3 protein-coding genes are annotated in these 16,024 nt (G+C 75.9%); 2 read left to right on the top strand and 1 reads right to left on the bottom strand.

Annotated elements, in window-relative coordinates:
* Nucleotides 1-40 precede the first annotated feature (40 nt).
* Nucleotides 41-1,909: a SpoIIE family protein phosphatase gene (locus NX794_RS17820; protein ID WP_258779540.1), complete on the top strand. Its 1,869-nt coding sequence runs from the start codon at nt 41-43 to the stop codon at nt 1,907-1,909.
* A gap of 757 nt (nt 1,910-2,666) precedes the next feature.
* Nucleotides 2,667-5,399 (top strand): helix-turn-helix transcriptional regulator, encoded by a 2,733-nt coding sequence (locus NX794_RS17825; protein WP_258779541.1) that lies wholly within the window; start codon nt 2,667-2,669, stop codon nt 5,397-5,399.
* A gap of 69 nt (nt 5,400-5,468) precedes the next feature.
* Here the strand turns inward: NX794_RS17825 and NX794_RS17830 are convergent, their stop codons facing one another.
* Nucleotides 5,469-15,938, bottom strand: a complete 10,470-nt coding sequence (locus NX794_RS17830) for a type I polyketide synthase (protein ID WP_258779542.1) — start codon at nt 15,936-15,938, stop codon at nt 5,469-5,471.
* Between the last annotated feature and the right edge of the window lie 86 nt (nt 15,939-16,024).

The raw sequence follows: 16,024 nt of genomic DNA on the forward strand, positions 1-16,024 counted from the left end.
GTCTGCTACAAGGAAGCCGGGCCACGAGGAGCGGTAGCGCATGACCGGATCGGACGAGGCCTTGGATCCCGACTTCGCGGGAACCGTCCTGCGCGACCTCGGCGCGGGTGTCTTCACGATGGACTCGGCCGGGCTCATCACCTACGTCAACCCGTGGGCGGAGCGGCTGCTGGCCCGCACGATGGCCGACATGCTCGGCCGTGACGCGCACGACCTGCTGCACCGCCGGCCGGACGGCAGCCCCGTGCCCCGTGAGCGGTGCCTGTTGCGGACCCCGCTGCTGGGCAACCGGGACGCGGAGGAGGGCAGCGACGAGTACTTCCTGCGGGGCGACGGCACCACCGTGCCGATCATCTGGACCACCACGCCCCTCGCGCTCAAGGACCGGCAGGCCGGGCTGGTGGTCGTCTTCAGCGACTACAGCGCGCACCGTGACGCCGAGCGACGGGCGGCCGCCCACATGGCCGCCCTGGAGGCGCTGACCGACCGGCTGAACCTCCTGGCGGACGTCTCCACCGCGCTGATCTCCAGCATGGACGCCGGCGCCGTGGCCCACCGGCTGCTGCCGCTGCTGGTGCCCGACCTCGGGGACTGGGCCGCCCTCGACCTGGTGGCGGCCGGGTCCGGGGCCCTGGAGCGCGTCGCCGTGTGCGTCCCGGCCCAGCCCGACCTGGCGAAGCGCCTGGAGGGACCGCTGCCCCAGCCGGCCGAGCGGCAGCGGCGGGAGGCCGCCCGGGGGGACGAGCCGTTCCGGGTGACCGCCGACGAGGTGCACCGTGCCCGCGCGCCGCTGGCCGCGAGCCACCGCGTCCTGTTCCAGCAACTGGGCGGGGCCTGCGCCACCGTGGTCCCGGTCCACTCCCGCCGGCGCGACTACGGCATGCTGACCGTCGCCCGCTGCGGCGACGGCCCCGGCCTCGGCGAGGCCGAGGTACGCCTCCTCGCCGACATCAGCGGGCGGCTGGCCCTGGTCCTGGACAACACCCGGCTCTACGACGAGCAGCGGGACGTCGCCGAGACGATGCAGCGTCAGCTGCTCGCCCCGTTGCCCCAGGTCGACCATCTGCGGATGGCCGCCCGCTATCTGCCCGCGCAGAGCGCCATGGAGATCGGCGGCGACTGGTACGACGCCTTCCTGCTCGCGGACGGGGTCATGGCGCTGGTCATCGGGGACGTGGTGGGCCACGACCTCCAGGCGGCGGCGCACATGGCGGAGGTGCGCAACATGCTGCGGGCGCTGGCCTGGACGCATGTCGAGCCGCCCAGCATGATCATGCGCAGGCTGGACGAGGCGGTGACGCACACCAGTGACGCTCCCATGGCCACCCTCGTCTTCGCCCGGGTCGAGGGCCCGGAGGGCGGGCCGTGGCGGCTGCGCTGGGTGAACGCCGGCCATCCGCCGCCGCTGCTGGTCACACGCGAGGGGGAGACCCGCTTCCTCACCGGCGGACACGGGCCGCTCATCGGCATGAGCGCCACCCTGCACCTGGGGCTGAGCTGGCCGGACACGCACGAGGATCTGCCGCCGGAGGCGACCCTGCTCTTCTACACCGACGGTCTGGTCGAGAGCCGGGGGCGCCCGATCGACGCCGGTATGGCCAAGCTCCGCCACCACGCCGGCGTCCTGGCCCGGGGGCTGCCCGAGACGACCGTCGACGTCTTCTGCGACCAACTGCTGGAACGGCTCTCGCCCAGCGGTGACGACACCGCCCTGCTCGCCCTGCGGCTGCCGCCGGCCGGCGCCGGCGCCCCCGGCGACCAGAACCCGCCGCCGCCCCCGCAGAGCCCCCGGAGCCCGGCCGCTCCGGACCGGGACGCCCCCGGCTCCGTTCAGGAACAGGCTCCGGTGAAGGACCCCACCCGTGAGGCCCGTGAGCCCCTGCGGGATCCGAGGCGCCCGACCGACTGACCTTTGGCTGGTTCGGTGCGTCGAGGCGGCGCCCTCGGCCGGCTGCCGTGGGCGCGTGGCCGGGTGCGCGTGCGGCCGGTGCGGGAAGGCACAGGTCGTGGCCGCCCGGTCGGCACGGTCGACGGTGCCGGTTTCGGACAGGGGCGCCCGGAGCGTCGTATGACGATCGCCACCCGAGCGGTGGGCAGCCGGGAAAGCGGAACCGGAAGGGCAGGGGGTTTCCAGGTGACCCGTGGTGCCCGAGCGGGCGCAGTAAGCGCTTTCTCGTGACCGATGTCACGATTGGCCGCGTCCGGTCCCTTTCTTTGACTGGCCAGTAAATTAAATGACTGTAAAGGGGCACACACGCGGACTGTCCGAGAGGTAGGCAAGGGAGGCCGAGGAGACCCGGTTGACACGGTTGTTCTAGACAGCTAGCGTTCCTTTCTGCTATGAGCTTCTCTTGTTGATCGGTCGGCCACCCGGAAAATCCCGGCAAAAAGCGGAATCCGGAAACACAGCAGACGGCCGGAAATAGGTGGCCGAATTCCCGGGGCGCACCCGGGTGGGGACGGACGGCCTGACCGACCGGTTCCGCCCTTGTTCCGCAGCCCGTCACGGGCCGTTCGCCCACACCGGGAAAAGTCCGGCGCGCCGCCTTCGTGAAGGCGTCACGGCCTTCACAGAATCCTTTCCGTACCGTCGCCCGGCATCGTCCCGGCACACGGGAAAGCGGTGCACGACCGCACTCGAAAAAGGAATCAGGGGGGATCCTACGATGCATCTTTTCGGACGTTCGAGAGAACTGCGCGCTTTGGGTGAAGCGTTCACCGAGAGCGCGCGGGGGCACGGCCGGCTCGTGATCATCGCGGGCGGCCCGGGATCGGGCAAGACCCAGTTGCTGCACGAATTCCTCACCACGCTGGACAGGGCCGATGCCCGCATACTCGCCGGTACGGCCGGCTCGGAGGAGCGGGACCGGCCCAGCAGTCTGCTGGCGCAGCTCGCGCGCGATGCCGGGGCCCGGGGACCGGAACCGGGCGCGCCCTCGCCCGAGGTGAGCGCGGAGGCGGAGGATTTGCTGCGGCTGGCGGACGACGGGCGTCCTCTCGTCGTCGCCGTGGACGACGCCCACGCCATGGACCGGCCCTCGTTGCGGACCCTCGTCCAGCTGCTGCGCCGCGGCCGGCTCCGGAGCGTGCTCGTGGTGTGCGCGACGTCGGGGGATTTGGGCCGGGTCCGCTCGGCGGCGCACACCGAGCTGCTGCGCCTGCCGCACCGGCGCATCCGGCTGGCCCCGCTGCCGGAGGCGCACGTCGGCGAGCTGCTCGCCGCGCAGGCCGGACGGCCGGTGCCGGACGAGGTCCGCGACGCCTACCACCGGGCCACCGCCGGCAGCCCGCTCCTGGTGCACGCGCTGCTCGACGACAGCACCCGGCTCGGCCCCGAGATCGGGCCGCCCGTCGCCGCCTCCGCCTACCGCCAGGCGGTGCTGTCCCTGCTGCACCGGGGCAACACCGGACACCTCCGGGTGGCCCGGGTGCTCGCCGCGCTCGGCTGTGCCACCGGAACCGTCCCGGTCGCCGAGCTGACCGGCACCACGCCGGCCGGTGTCCAGGAGGCGGTGGACGCCCTCAACTCCTCGGGCCTGCTGGACGGGCACTCCTTCCGGCACCCGACCGGCGCCGCGGCGGTGCTGGAGGACATGGACTCCGGCGAGCGCGCCGACCTGCACGGCCGGATCGCGCACGCCCTGTACCGCTCGGGTGCGTCCGCCCTGGAGGTGGCACGTCATCTGCACGCGGCCGGGCTGGTCCCCGGCGGCTGGGGCACGGGAATCCTGCGCGCCGCTGCCGAGCAGGCGCTGGCCGCCGACGACGTGGCGCGCTGCACCGCCTATCTGGGCCTGGTCCTGCGCGAGTGCGCCGAGGAGGGCGAACGGCACGCGCTGTCGGCGGCCCTCGCCCGGGCGCAGTGGCGCACCAACCCGGCGGCGGCCGGACCCCACCTCCAGCCGTTACGCCAGGCCGCCCTGGAGGGGCGGCTGACCATGCGGGACACCGCCACCGTGCTGCGGTACATGCTGTGGAAGGGCGACACCGAGCTGGCCGTCCAGACCATCGCCAGCCTCGTCCACGCGCAGTCGCCGGCGGACGCCCAGGTCGTCGCCGAGGTGGAATTCGTACGACAGTGGTTCTACGGCGTCGCCCTGCCCGGCAGGTCCGGTCAGGGCGGGGGCTCGGAGGCGCGCCGACGCCCCGTGCACACCCGTACCGCCGCCGGGACCGGCGCCTTGTCCGCCCGGGTCGCGGCGCTGGTCGGCGGCGAGGCCACGGACGACTCGGCCGCCGCTCTCGCCCAGGCCCTCCAGGGCTACCAACTCGACTATCTCAACCTGGAGTTGGTCGCGATGTCGCTGCTCGCGATCGCGCACGCGGACCGGCCGGCGACGGCGGCGCAGGTCTGTGACGCCCTTCTCCAGCGCGCCGTGGAGCGGCGGGCGACGACCTGGCAGGCCGTCCTGGGCGCCATCCGGGCCGAGATCGCCCTGTTGCGGGGCGACGTGACCACCGCGGCGCAGGCCGCGCACGCGGCGCTCGGCACGCTGCGTGCCCCGAGCTGGGGGGTGCTGATCGGTCTGCCGCTGTCGACGGCGGTCTTCGCGCACACCGCGATGGGCTCCTACGCCCGTGCCGAGGAACTGCTCGGCCAGGACGTGCCGGAGGCGATGTTCCGGACCGTGTTCGGGATCCAGTACCTGCGCGCCCGGGGGCACCACCAACTGGCCACCGGGCGGCCGTTCGCCGCGCTCAACGACTTCGAGGCGTGCGGGCAGTTGCTCCGGGAGGGCAACCCGAGCCTCCAGAAGGGCATCCCCTGGCGTTCCGACCTGGCGCTGGCCAATTTGCGGATCGGCAAGGCCCGTACCGCGCGGGAGTGGGCGGAGGAGCAGTTGCGGCTGCCCGGCGGGCACAGTTCCCGGGCCCGCGCCACAGCGCTGCGGCTGCTCGCCGCCACCTGCAAGCCGCACCGGCGGGCCTCGCTGCTGCGCGAGTCGATCGATCTGCTCAAGGCGTGCGGTGACCGCTACGCGCTGGCCCAGGCGTACGCCGATCTGTCGGCGGCGCACTACGAGTTGGGCGAGTACGCCCGCGCCCGGCTGGTGGCGCGGCAGGCGGCCACCGAGGCCGAGGCCTGCCGTATCGAGTCGCCGGTCGACGCGCACCTGCTGGAGGAGCCGGCGCGGACCGAGAGCCCGGCGGCCGAGGCCGCGCCCGCCCTGCTCAGCGACGCCGAGTGCCGGGTCGCGGGGCTGGCCGCGCTCGGCTACACCAACCGCGAGATCAGCACCCGGCTGCACGTCACCATCAGCACTGTCGAGCAGCATCTCACCCGGGTCTACCGCAAGCTCAACGTGGCCAGCCGCTCGGAGCTGCCGTCGAAGATGCTGGAGCACCGCATACCGAAGCTGTCGGACCGCTGGGCCAACACCCACCCCACCGCCAGCTGAGCCCTCTCCCCGGAGAACGACGAGGGCCCCGGACACCTGGCGGCGGGTGTCCGGGGCCTTCGCCGTCGGTCAGCCGAACGTGCCGAGTTCGTCGTCCAGGATGCCGAACAGCTCGTCGGCGGTGGCGGATTCCAGGCCGGTGCCGGCGCTCGGCCGGGTGCCGGTGTCCGCCGGCCACTCCCCCGGGCCGTCCCATCGCGCGCTCAGGGTGCGCAGCCGGGCCGCGACCCGGGCGCGCTGCTCCTCGTCCACGGCGGCCGGGTCCAGGGCCGCGCCCAGCGCCTCCTCCAGCCGCAGCACCTCCGCCTCGATGTCGAGGCCGCCGGAGGTGTCCCCGCCGAGTTCCTCGAAGAGGTGGCGGGCGAGGGCGTCGCAGGTCGGGTAGTCGAAGGTGAGGGTGGTGGACAGGCGCAGGCCGGTGTCGGCGCCGAGCCGGTTGCGCAGCTCCAGGGCCGCGAGCGAGTCGACGCCCAGGTCGCCCAGCGGCCGGTGCGGGTCGACGGCGGTGCCCGAACCGTGGCCGAGGACATCGGCGGCGTGCCCGCACACCGCCTCCACCAGCACCTTGAGGGCGTCGGGCGCGCCGAGCCCGGCCAGCCGCCGCGGCAGCGGTTCGGCGGGCGCCGGCGTGTGGGTGGCCGCCCGCGCGGTGCGCCGTACGGCCGCCGGGGCGAGGGCCCGTACCAGGGCCGGGGCGTCCTCGGTGATCTGGACGCGGACCGGGAGCAGCACCGGGTCGGTGCCGGCCGTGAGGGCCCGGTCGAAGAGGGCCAGGGCCCGGTCGGCGGGCAGCGGCAGGATGCCGTCGCGGGCCAGCCGGCGCAGCCCGGTCGCGCCGAGGCCGGCCGCCATGCCCTCCCCGGTGTCCCACAGGCCCCAGCCGAGCGAGAGCGCCGGCAGCTTCTCGGCGTGCCGGCGGACGGCCAGGGCGTCCAGGAAGGCGTTGGCCGCCGCGTAGTTGGCCTGGCCGGCCGCGCCCAGGGTGCCGGCGGCGGAGGAGAACAGCACGAACGCGGCGAGGCCGAGGTCGCGGGTGAGTTCGTGCAGGTGCCAGGCGGCGTCGGCCTTGGGGCGCAGGACCGCTTCCAGACGCTCGGGGGTGAGGTCGGTGACCAGGCCGTCGTCCAGGACGCCGGCGGCGTGCACCACGGCGGTCAGCGGGTGCTCGCCGGGCACGGACTCCAGCAGGGCGGCGAGTGCCGCGCGGTCGGTGACGTCGCAGGCGGTGACGGTCACCGTGGCGCCGAGGGCGGTGAGGTCGTCCCGTGCGGCGGGGTCCGGGAGGCGTCCGGTGCGGCCGGCCAGCAGCAGGTGCCGGACCCCGTGCCGGGTGACCAGGTGCCGGGCCAGCAGACGGCCGAGGCTTCCGGTGCCGCCGGTGACGAGGACGGTGCCGTCCGGGTCGAGGGCGGGCCCCTCGCCGGGCTCCGCGGCACCGAGCCCGGCCAGCTCCGGCACATGCAAGGTGCCTTCGCGCAGGGCGAGTTCGGGGGCCCCGGCGGCCACGGCGGCGGGCAGGGCGGCGACGGAGGCGGGGGCGTCGTCGGTGTCGACGAGGACGAACCGGCCGGGGTGCTCGACGGCCGCGGCCCGCACCAGGCCCCAGACCACGGCCTGCGCCGGATCGGGCGTCTCGTCGGCGTGGACGGCGACGGCGGAGCGGGTGAGGACCGCCAGGGGCCGCTCGTCGGGCGCCTCGGCCAGGTATGCCCGCAGGGCGGCCAGGGTGCGTACGGCGGTCTCGCGGGCCAGCGTCGGCGGGTCGCCGCCGCCCCGCGGATCGGCGGTGACGGCGCGGGGCTCCGGTGCCGGGCCCGCGGCGCTGAGCGGGCGGGCGGTCCAGCGCACCCGGAACAGGTCGCCGGGTGCCGGGGTCGCCGCGTGCAGCTGGTCGGCGGTGACCTGGCGGACGCGCAGCGCGGCCACCTCGGCGACGGGCGCGCCGGTGCCGTCGTACAGGCGCAGGGTCAGGTGGTCCGGGCCGTGCGGGGTCAGGCGCAGGCGCAGTGCCGTGGCGCCGGCCGCGTGCAGGGTGACGCCCTCCCAGGAGAAGGGCAGGGTCATGACGGTCGGGTCCTGGCCGTCGAGCAGGTCGATGGCGTGCAGGGTGGCGTCGAGCAGGGCCGGGTGCAGGGCGAAGCCGTCGGCCGATTCCGGTTCGGGCAGGGCGAGTTCGGCGCAGACCTCCGCGCCGAGCCGCCAGGCGCCGCGCAGGCAGCGGAACCGCGGGCCGTAGTGGTAGCCCTGCTCGGCCAGGTGGTCGTAGGTGCCGGTGACGTCCACCGGGGTGGCTCCGGCGGGCGGCCAGGCCGGCTCGGGGGCCGGTTCCGGCGCGGTGCGCGGGGCGAGGACACCGGTGGCGTGCCGGGTCCACGCGCCGTCGGAGCCCTCCGGGCGGGCGTGCACGGTGAGCCGGCGGCGGCCGTCCGCGTCCGGGGCGGTGGCTGCCACCTGGAGGTGGACCGCGCCGTGTGCGGGCAGCACCAGGGGCCGTTCCAGGGTGAGTTCCGCGACCTGCGGGCAGCCGGTGCGGTCGCCGGCCTGCACGGCCAGTTCGACGAAGGCACTGCCGGGCACCAGGACGACGCCCGCCACGGCGTGGTCGGCGAGCCAGGGGTGGGTGGCCAGGGAGAGGCGTCCGGTCAGGGCGAGGCGGTCCTCGTCGGCGAGTCGCAGCGCGGCCCCGAGCAGCGGGTGTCCGGCCGGGGCCTGGCCGAGTCCGCCCGCGTCGCCCCTCGCGCCGGGCTCGTCGTCCAGCCACAGCCGGCGGCGCTGGAAGGGGTAGGTCGGCAGGTCGGTGCGGCGGGCGCCGGTGCCGGCGAACGCGCGCTGCCAGTCGACGGCCGCCCCGCGGACGTGGGCGGTGCCGAGCAGGGCGGCGAAGGTCCGCTGCTCGTCGCGGTCGCGGCGCAACGCCGGGACGAACAGGACGCGTTCGGGGTCCGTGACGGCCTGCGCGCCCATCGGGGTGAGGGCGGCGTCGGGGCCGAGTTCGAGGAAGGTGCGCACCCCGTGGGCCTCCAGCGCCCTGACACCGTCCCCGAAGCGGACCGTCTCGCGGACGTGCCGGACCCAGTAGGCGGGGTCGCACAGCTCGTCCGCGCCGGCCCGGGCCCCCGTGACGTCGGAGACGACGGGCAGGGTGGGCGGCGCGTAGGTGAGGTCGCGGGCGGTCTTCTCGAACTCGGCGAGCATCGGGTCCATCAGCGGCGAGTGGAAGGCGTGGCTGACCCGCAGCCGTTTGGTACGGCGTCCGGCGAAGGCCTCGGCGACGGCGGTGACGGCGGCCTCGGTGCCGGAGACCACCACCGCGCGCGGCCCGTTGACGGCGGCGAGGGACACCTCGGGGCCGAGGTGGGGCAGCACCTCCGCCTCGGTGGCGTCGACGGCGAGCATCGCGCCGCCCGCGGGCAGGGCCTGCATCAGCCGGCCGCGCGCGGCCACCAGCCGGGCGGCGTCCGCCAGCTCCCAGACCCCGGCCGCATGGGCGGCGGCCAGCTCGCCGATGGAGTGCCCGGCGAGCCAGTCGGGGCGCACGCCGTAGGCTTCCAGCAGCCGGTACAGGGCGACTTCCACGGCGAACAGGGCGCTCTGGGTGTAGACGGTGTGGTCGAGCAGGGCCGCCTCGCCGGTGCCGGGCCCGGCCCACATCACGTCCCGCAGCGGGCGGTCGAGGTGGGCGTCGAGGGCCTGGCAGGCGGCGTCGAGCGCCTCCCGGAAGGCGGGGTGGGCGTCGTACAGGCCGCGTCCCATGCCGACGCGCTGCGCGCCCTGCCCGGTGAACAGGACGGCGGTCCCGCCCGCGACGGGCCGGCCGCTGATCACGCTGTCCGAGGCGGCACCGCCGGCCAACGCGTCCAGGGCTGACCAGAGTTCGTCCTCGTCGCGGGCCACGAGCGCGGCCCGGTGGGTGAGCGCGGCGCGGCCGGTGGCCAGGGAGCGGGCGAGGTCGGGCAGTGGCCGGCCGGCGACCGCGCGCAGCCGGGCGGCCTGCGCGGCGAGGGCCTCGGGGGTGGCGCCGGAGACCACCAGCGGCAGTGGCGGTGCCGGGGGCGCGCCGGGCGCGGGGTCCTCGGCCGGTGCCTCCTCGATGACGGTGTGCACGTTGGTGCCGCTGATCCCGAAGGACGACACGCCGGCGCGGCGCGGGCGGCCGGTGTCCGGCCACGGCCGGTCCTCCGTCAGCAGGCTGACCCGGCCCGCGTCCCAGTCGACCTGGGTGGACGGCCGGTCCACGTGCAGGGTGCGCGGCAGCACACCGTGGCGCATCGCCAGCACCATCTTCATGACGCCCGCGACACCGGCGGCGGCCTGGGTGTGCCCGATGTTGGACTTGACCGAGCCCAGCCACAGGGGCTCCGCACGGTCCTGGCCGTAGGTCGCGAGCAGGGCCTGGGCCTCGATCGGGTCGCCCAGGGTCGTGCCCGTGCCGTGCGCCTCCACGGCGTCCACGTCGGCGGGCGACAGCCCCGCGGACGCCAACGCCTGCCGGATCACGCGCTGTTGAGAGGGACCGTTGGGGGCGGTCAGGCCGTTGGAGGCGCCGTCCTGGTTCACCGCGCTGCCCCGGACCAGCGCGAGCACCGGGTGGCCGTGGCGGCGGGCGTCCGACAGGCGCTCCAGGACGAGCATGCCGGCGCCCTCGGACAGGGCCGTGCCGTCGGCGGCGTCGGCGAAGGACTTGGCGTGGCCGTCGGCGGCGAGGTTGCGCTGCCTGCTGAAGTCCACGAACGTGTCGACGGTCGACATCACCGAGACCCCGCCGGCCAGGGCGAGGGTGCACTCGCCCTGCCGCAGCGCCTGCGCGGCCAGGTGCAGCGCGACCAGCGACGAGGAGCAGGCCGTGTCGACGGTGAGGGTCGGGCCCTCCAGGCCGAGGGCGTAGGCGACCCGGCCGGAGGCCACGCTGCCGAGGCTGCCGTTGCCCAGGTAGTCGCGCACGGACTCCGGGACCCGGTGCAGGCGGCTGCCGTAGTCGTGGTACATGACGCCCGCGAAGACACCGGTACGGCTGCCGCGCACGGCGTGCGGGTCGATGCCGGCCCGCTCCAGCGCCTCCCAGGACGTCTCCAGCAGCAGCCGCTGCTGCGGGTCCATGGCGAGGGCCTCGCGGGGGCCGATGCCGAAGAAGTCGGGGTCGAAGTCGGCGGCGTCGTACAGGAATCCGCCCGTCCGGGTGGCGGAGTGGCCGGCCTTGCCGGGTTCCGGGTCGTACAGGGCGTCGAGGTCCCAGCCGCGGTCGGCGGGGAAGGCGCCGATGCCGTCGCCGCCGTCGGCGAGCAGCCGCCACAGGTCCTCGGGGGTGCTGACGCCACCGGGGTAGCGGCAGGCCATGGCGACGATCGCGACCGGCTCGTCCACCTCGCGGATGGCCGGGGTGTCCCCGGACTCGGCCTCGGCACCGAGGAGTTCGGACCTCAGGTGGGCCACGAGGGCACCCGCGTCCGGATGGTCGAAGACGAGGGTGGCGGGCAGGCGCAGGCCGACGGCGCCTCCGAGGCGGTTGCGGAGTTCGACGGCGGTGAGGGAGTCGAAGCCGGACTCGCGGAAGGAGCGGCGCGGGTCGAGGGTCATGTCGTCGCCGTGGCCGAGGACGGCGGCGACGTGGGTGCGGACCAGTTCCGTGAGGGCCGCGTCGCGTTCGGCGGGGCCGAGGGCGGCGAGCCGGTCGGCGAAGGAGGCGTCGCCCGCCCGGCCGGCCGCGGTGCGCAGGGCCGGGGCGGGCACCAGGGCGCGCAGGACGGCCGGGACGTCGCCGGCGCGGCGCAGGGCGGCCGGGTCCAGGCCGATCGGGACCAGCAGCGGATCGGCGCAGGCCAGGGCGGCGTCCAGCAGGCGCAGGCCGTCCTCGGTGGGCAGGGGTCGGACGCCGGCCCGGGCCATGCGCTCGATGTCGGCGTCGGTGAGGTGGGCGGTCAGGCCGGTGCGCTGCTCCCAGAATCCCCAGGCCAGGGAGTGTGCGGGCAGACCGAGGGCGCGGCGGTGGACGGCGAGGGCGTCGAGGAAGGCGTTCGCGGCGGCGTAGCCGGACTGCCCGGCGCCGTCCACGGTGCCGGCGGCCGAGGAGAACAGCACGAACGCGGCGAGGTCCAGGTCGCGGGTGAGCTCGTGCAGGTGCCAGGCGGCGTCGGCCTTGGGGCGCAGTACGGCGTCCAGGCGGGCCGGGGTCTGGTCGGTGACCAGTCCGTCGTCGAGGGTGCCGGCCAGGTGTACGACCGCCGTCAGCGCGTGGGCGGCCGGTATCCCGGTGATGAGAGCGGCCAGTTGGTCCCGGTCGGCGGCGTCGCAGCGGGCGACGGTGATCTCGGCGTCCAGGCCGGTGAAGTCCTCGGCGGCGGTGCCGCTGCGGCCGGCCAGCACCAGGTGGCGTATCCCGTGCTCGGCCACCAGGTGCCGGGCGACGAGGGCGCCGAGCACACCGGTGCCGCCGGTGATCAGGACCGTGCCGTCGGGGTCGAGGGCCGGCGCCGGGCCGCCCACGGTGGCGCGGGTGAGCCGGGGCGTGTGCACCGTGCCCTCGCGCAGGGCGAGTTGGGGTTCTCCGCTCGCGGCCGCCGCGGTCACGGCGGCGGCGTCGCCGTCGGGGCGGTCCACCAGCACGAAACGGCCCGGGTGTTCGCCCTGCGCTGCCCGCACCAGGCCCCACACGGCGGCGCCCGCCAGGTCGGTGACGTCCTCCTCCCCCACCGCCACGGCACCCCGGGTGAGCACCAACAGGCGTGCGTGCGCCGTGCGTTCGTCGGCGAGCCAGTCCTGTACGGCGGTCAGGACCCGTTCGGTCGCGCGGTGGGCGCCGCCGATCGGCTCGTCGTCGCCGCCGGCCGGCAGCACCACCCAGCCGGGCACCGGTTCGAGGGGGCTGTCGCCCAGGACGGCGTACTCGGGTGCGGGCGCGGCGGGGACCGGCAGGGCGGGCCAGTCCAGGCGGTACAGGTCGGCCACGCGGGCGGACGGGGCGAGGGCGGCCGGGTCGACGGGGCGGGAGACCAGGGCCTCGACCTCCGCGACCGGGGCGCCGGCCGGGTCGGCGAGCTGGAGGGACAGGGTGTCGGTACCGTGCAGGCGGACCCGCAGGGCGCTCGCGCTGGCCGCGTACAGCGAGACGCCGGTCCAGGTGAACGGCAGCCGGGCACCGCCCGGCGCGTCACCGCCGAGGCCGTCGGCGTGCAGGGCGGCGTCGAACAGGGCCGGGTGCAGCGCGAACCCGCCTGCCTCGACCGGGAGTTCGACCTCGGCGAAGGTCTCCTCGCCGCGCCGCCAGGCGGCGCGCAGGCCCTGGAAGGCGGGGCCGTAGTCGTAACCGAGCCCGGCGAGGCGGGCGTAGGCGTCCTCGACGGGTACCGGGACGGCGCCCGGGGGCGGCCAGGCCGTGAGGTCGAAGGCGGGCGGGGCGGTCCCCGGGGCGAGCAGCCCGGTGGCGTGCGGCGTCCAGACGGTCTCCTCGGCGCCCTCGGTGCTTTCGGGCCGGGAGTGCACGGTGAGTGCGCGGTGCCCGGTGGCGTCGGCGGCGGCCACGTGCAGTTGGAGCTGCACGGCGCCCCGCTCGGGGAGGATCAGCGGTGCCTGGAGGGTGAGTTCGGCCAGGTGCCCCCAGCCGAGGTCGCGCCCGGCGCCGAGGGCCAGCTCGACCAGGGCGGTGCCCGGCAGCAGGGGGGTGCCGGACACGGCGTGGTCGGCGAGCCACGGGTGGGTGGCGACGCAGAGGCGGCCGGTGAACAGGGTGCCGCCCTCGGCGACGGGCACGGCGGCGCCCAGCAGCGGGTGGCCGGTGGTGGCGAGCCCGGCGGCGGTGACGTCCCCGGCGGTGGCGGACCGGCCGAGCCAGTACCGCTCGCGCTGGAAGGCGTAGGTGGGCAGGTCGGCGGGGCGTACCGGCAGGCCGGCGAAGACGGCCGACCAGTCGACGGGGACGCCCGCGACGAAGGCCTCGCCGAGGGCGGTCAGGACCCGCTCGGGGCCGCCGTCGTCGCGGCGCAGCGAGCCGAGTCCGATGAGGTCGGCGCCGGCCGTGTCGGCGGTCTCGGCGAGGGAGTGCAGCAGCACCGGGTGCGGGCCGCACTCCACGAACACCCCGTACCCGGCCTCCAGCAGGGCCCGGGTGGCCGGTTCGAAGAGCACGCTCTGGCGCAGGTTGGTGTACCAGTAGCCGGCGTCCAGGCCGGTGGTGTCGGCGCGGTCCCCGGTGACGGTGGAGTAGAACGGCACCTCGGCGGGCCGGGGGCGCACGTCCGCGAGGTCGGCGAGGAGCCGGTCCCGGATGGACTCGACGTGCGCGCTGTGCGAGGCGTAGTCCACCGGGAGCCGTTTGGCCCGGCCGCCGTCGGCCACGATCGCGTCCCGGAGCGCGTCCAGGGCGTCGGCGTCGCCGGACAGCACCACGGAGGCGGCGCCGTTGACGGCGGCCACCGACACGCGCCCGTCGTGGCCGGCGATCAGCTCGCGTACCCGGTCCTCGGGCAGGGCCACCGACATCATGCCGCCCCGCCCGGACAGGTCGCGGGCGATGGCCTGGCTGCGCAGCGCCACCACGCGGGCGCCGTCCGGGAGGGAGAGCGCGCCGGCGACGCAGGCGGCGGCGATCTCGCCCTGGGAGTGGCCGACGACCCCGGCGGGGTGGACGCCGTGCGCGCGCCACAGCGCGGCCAGCGAGACCATGATCGCCCAGAGCACGGGCTGGACGACGTCCACGCGGTCCAGCGGTTGCCGGGAGCGCACGGTCTCGATCAGGTCCCAGTCGGTGACGGGTGCGAGGGCTTCGGCGCACTCGGCCATGCGGGCCGCGAACACCGGTGAGCCGTCGAGCAGTTCGGCGGCCATGCCGGTCCACTGGGAGCCCTGGCCGGGGAAGACGAACACGGTGCGGGACTCCCCCGCCGGCCGGCCGCGCACCACGTTCGGCGCGGTGTCGGCGCCCTCGGCGAGGGCGGTGAGTCCGGCGGTGAGGGCGGGCAGGCCGGCGCCGGTGACGACGGCGCGCTCGTCCAGTGCGGCCCGGCCGGTGGCGAGGGTGTGGGCCACGTCGGGCACCGGGTCGGTGCCGGTGGCGAGGTGGTCGAGGAGGCGGCGGGCCTGGGCGGCGAGCCCCTGGGGGGTCTTGCCGGACAGCACCAGCGGGAGCGGACCGGTCCAGGCGGGTTCCCCGGGGCGGGGCTCTGGTTCGGGTGCGGCCTCGACGATGACGTGGGCGTTGGTGCCGCTGATGCCGAAGGAGGAGACGGCCGCGCGGCGGGGCTCTCCGTCGGCGGGCCAGTCGCGGGCCTCGGCGAGCAGTTCGACGGCGCCGGCCGCCCAGTCGACCTGGGAGGTGGGGTGGTCGGCGTGCAGGGTCTTCGGCAGCCGGCCGTGCCGCATGGCCATCACCATCTTGATGACCCCCGCGACCCCGGCGGCGGCCTGGGTGTGCCCGATGTTGGACTTGACCGAGCCCAGCCACAGGGGTTCCGCGCGGCCCTGGCCGTAGGTCGCGAGCAGGGCTCCCGCCTCGATGGGGTCGCCGAGCGGGGTGCCGGTGCCGTGGGCCTCGACGGCGTGCACCTGGCGGGGTTCCAGGCGGGCGTCGGCGAGGGCGGCGCGGATGACGCGCTGCTGGGAGGGGCCGTTGGGGGCGGTGAGCCCGTTGGAGGCGCCGTCCTGGTTGACCGCCGTACCGCGCACCACGGCCAGCACCCGGTGCCCGTGGCGGCGGGCGTCGGCGAGCCGTTCCAGGAGCAGCAGGCCGGCGCCCTCGCCCCAGCCGGTGCCGTCCGCGCCGTCGGCGAAGGACTTGCAGCGGCCGTCGGCCGCGAGGCCGCGCTGCCGGGAGAAGTCGATGAAGGTGTCCGGGGTGGACATGACCGTCACACCGCCCGCGAGGGCGAGGTCGCTCTCGCCGGTGCGCAGGGCCTGCACGGCGAGGTGCAGGGCGACCAGCGAGGAGGAGCAGGCAGTGTCGACGGTGACGGCGGGCCCCTCCAGACCGAGGGTGTAGGAGACCCGGCCGGAGGCGACGCTGCCCAGGTTGCCGTTGCCGAGGTAGCCCTCGACGCCCTCGGGGACGTCGGTGAGCCAGCTGCCGTAGTCGTGGTACATGACGCCGGCGTAGATGCCGGTGCGGGTGCCGCGCAGGGTGCCCGGGTCGATGCCGGCGCGTTCGAAGGCCTCCCAGGCGGTCTCCAGCAGCAGCCGTTGCTGGGGGTCCATGGCGAGGGCCTCGCGCGGGCTGATGCCGAAGAAGCCGGGGTCGAACCCGGCAGCGCCGTACAGGAAGCCGCCCTCGCGGACGTGAGTGCGGCCGGGGGCGTCGGGGTCGGGGTCGTAGATGGCGTCGACGTCCCAGCCGCGGTCGTCGGGGAAGTCGCCGACGGCGTCCGTGCCGGCGTCGACCAGCCGCCACAGCTCCTCGGGGGTGCTGACGCCACCGGGGTAGCGGCAGCTCATCGCGACGATGGCGACGGGCTCCCGGGCCGCCTCGGTGATGTCGGCGTTCTCCCGCCGCAGCCGCTCGTTCTCAAGCAATGACTCGCGCAGCGCCTCGACGATCTGCTCGACGGATGTGTCCACGGTCGGTGTCGCTCCCTGCTGGCTCGGTGGCGCTGGTGACGCGGCGGGGGGTGCGCCGGTGGGGTGGTGACCGGGTGCCGGACGCG

Origin of the sequence: Streptomyces pyxinicus (assembly GCF_024753135.1) — a bacterium.
Taxonomy (GTDB): Bacteria; Actinomycetota; Actinomycetes; order Streptomycetales; family Streptomycetaceae; genus Streptomyces; species Streptomyces pyxinicus.

Excerpts from the sequence above, each read along its gene's own strand:
- NX794_RS17820 (WP_258779540.1), top strand. The coding sequence starts at position 41 with ATGACCGGATCGGACGAGGCCTTGGATCCCGACTTCGCGGGAACCGTC.
- NX794_RS17825 (WP_258779541.1), top strand. The coding sequence starts at position 2,667 with ATGCATCTTTTCGGACGTTCGAGAGAACTGCGCGCTTTGGGTGAAGCG.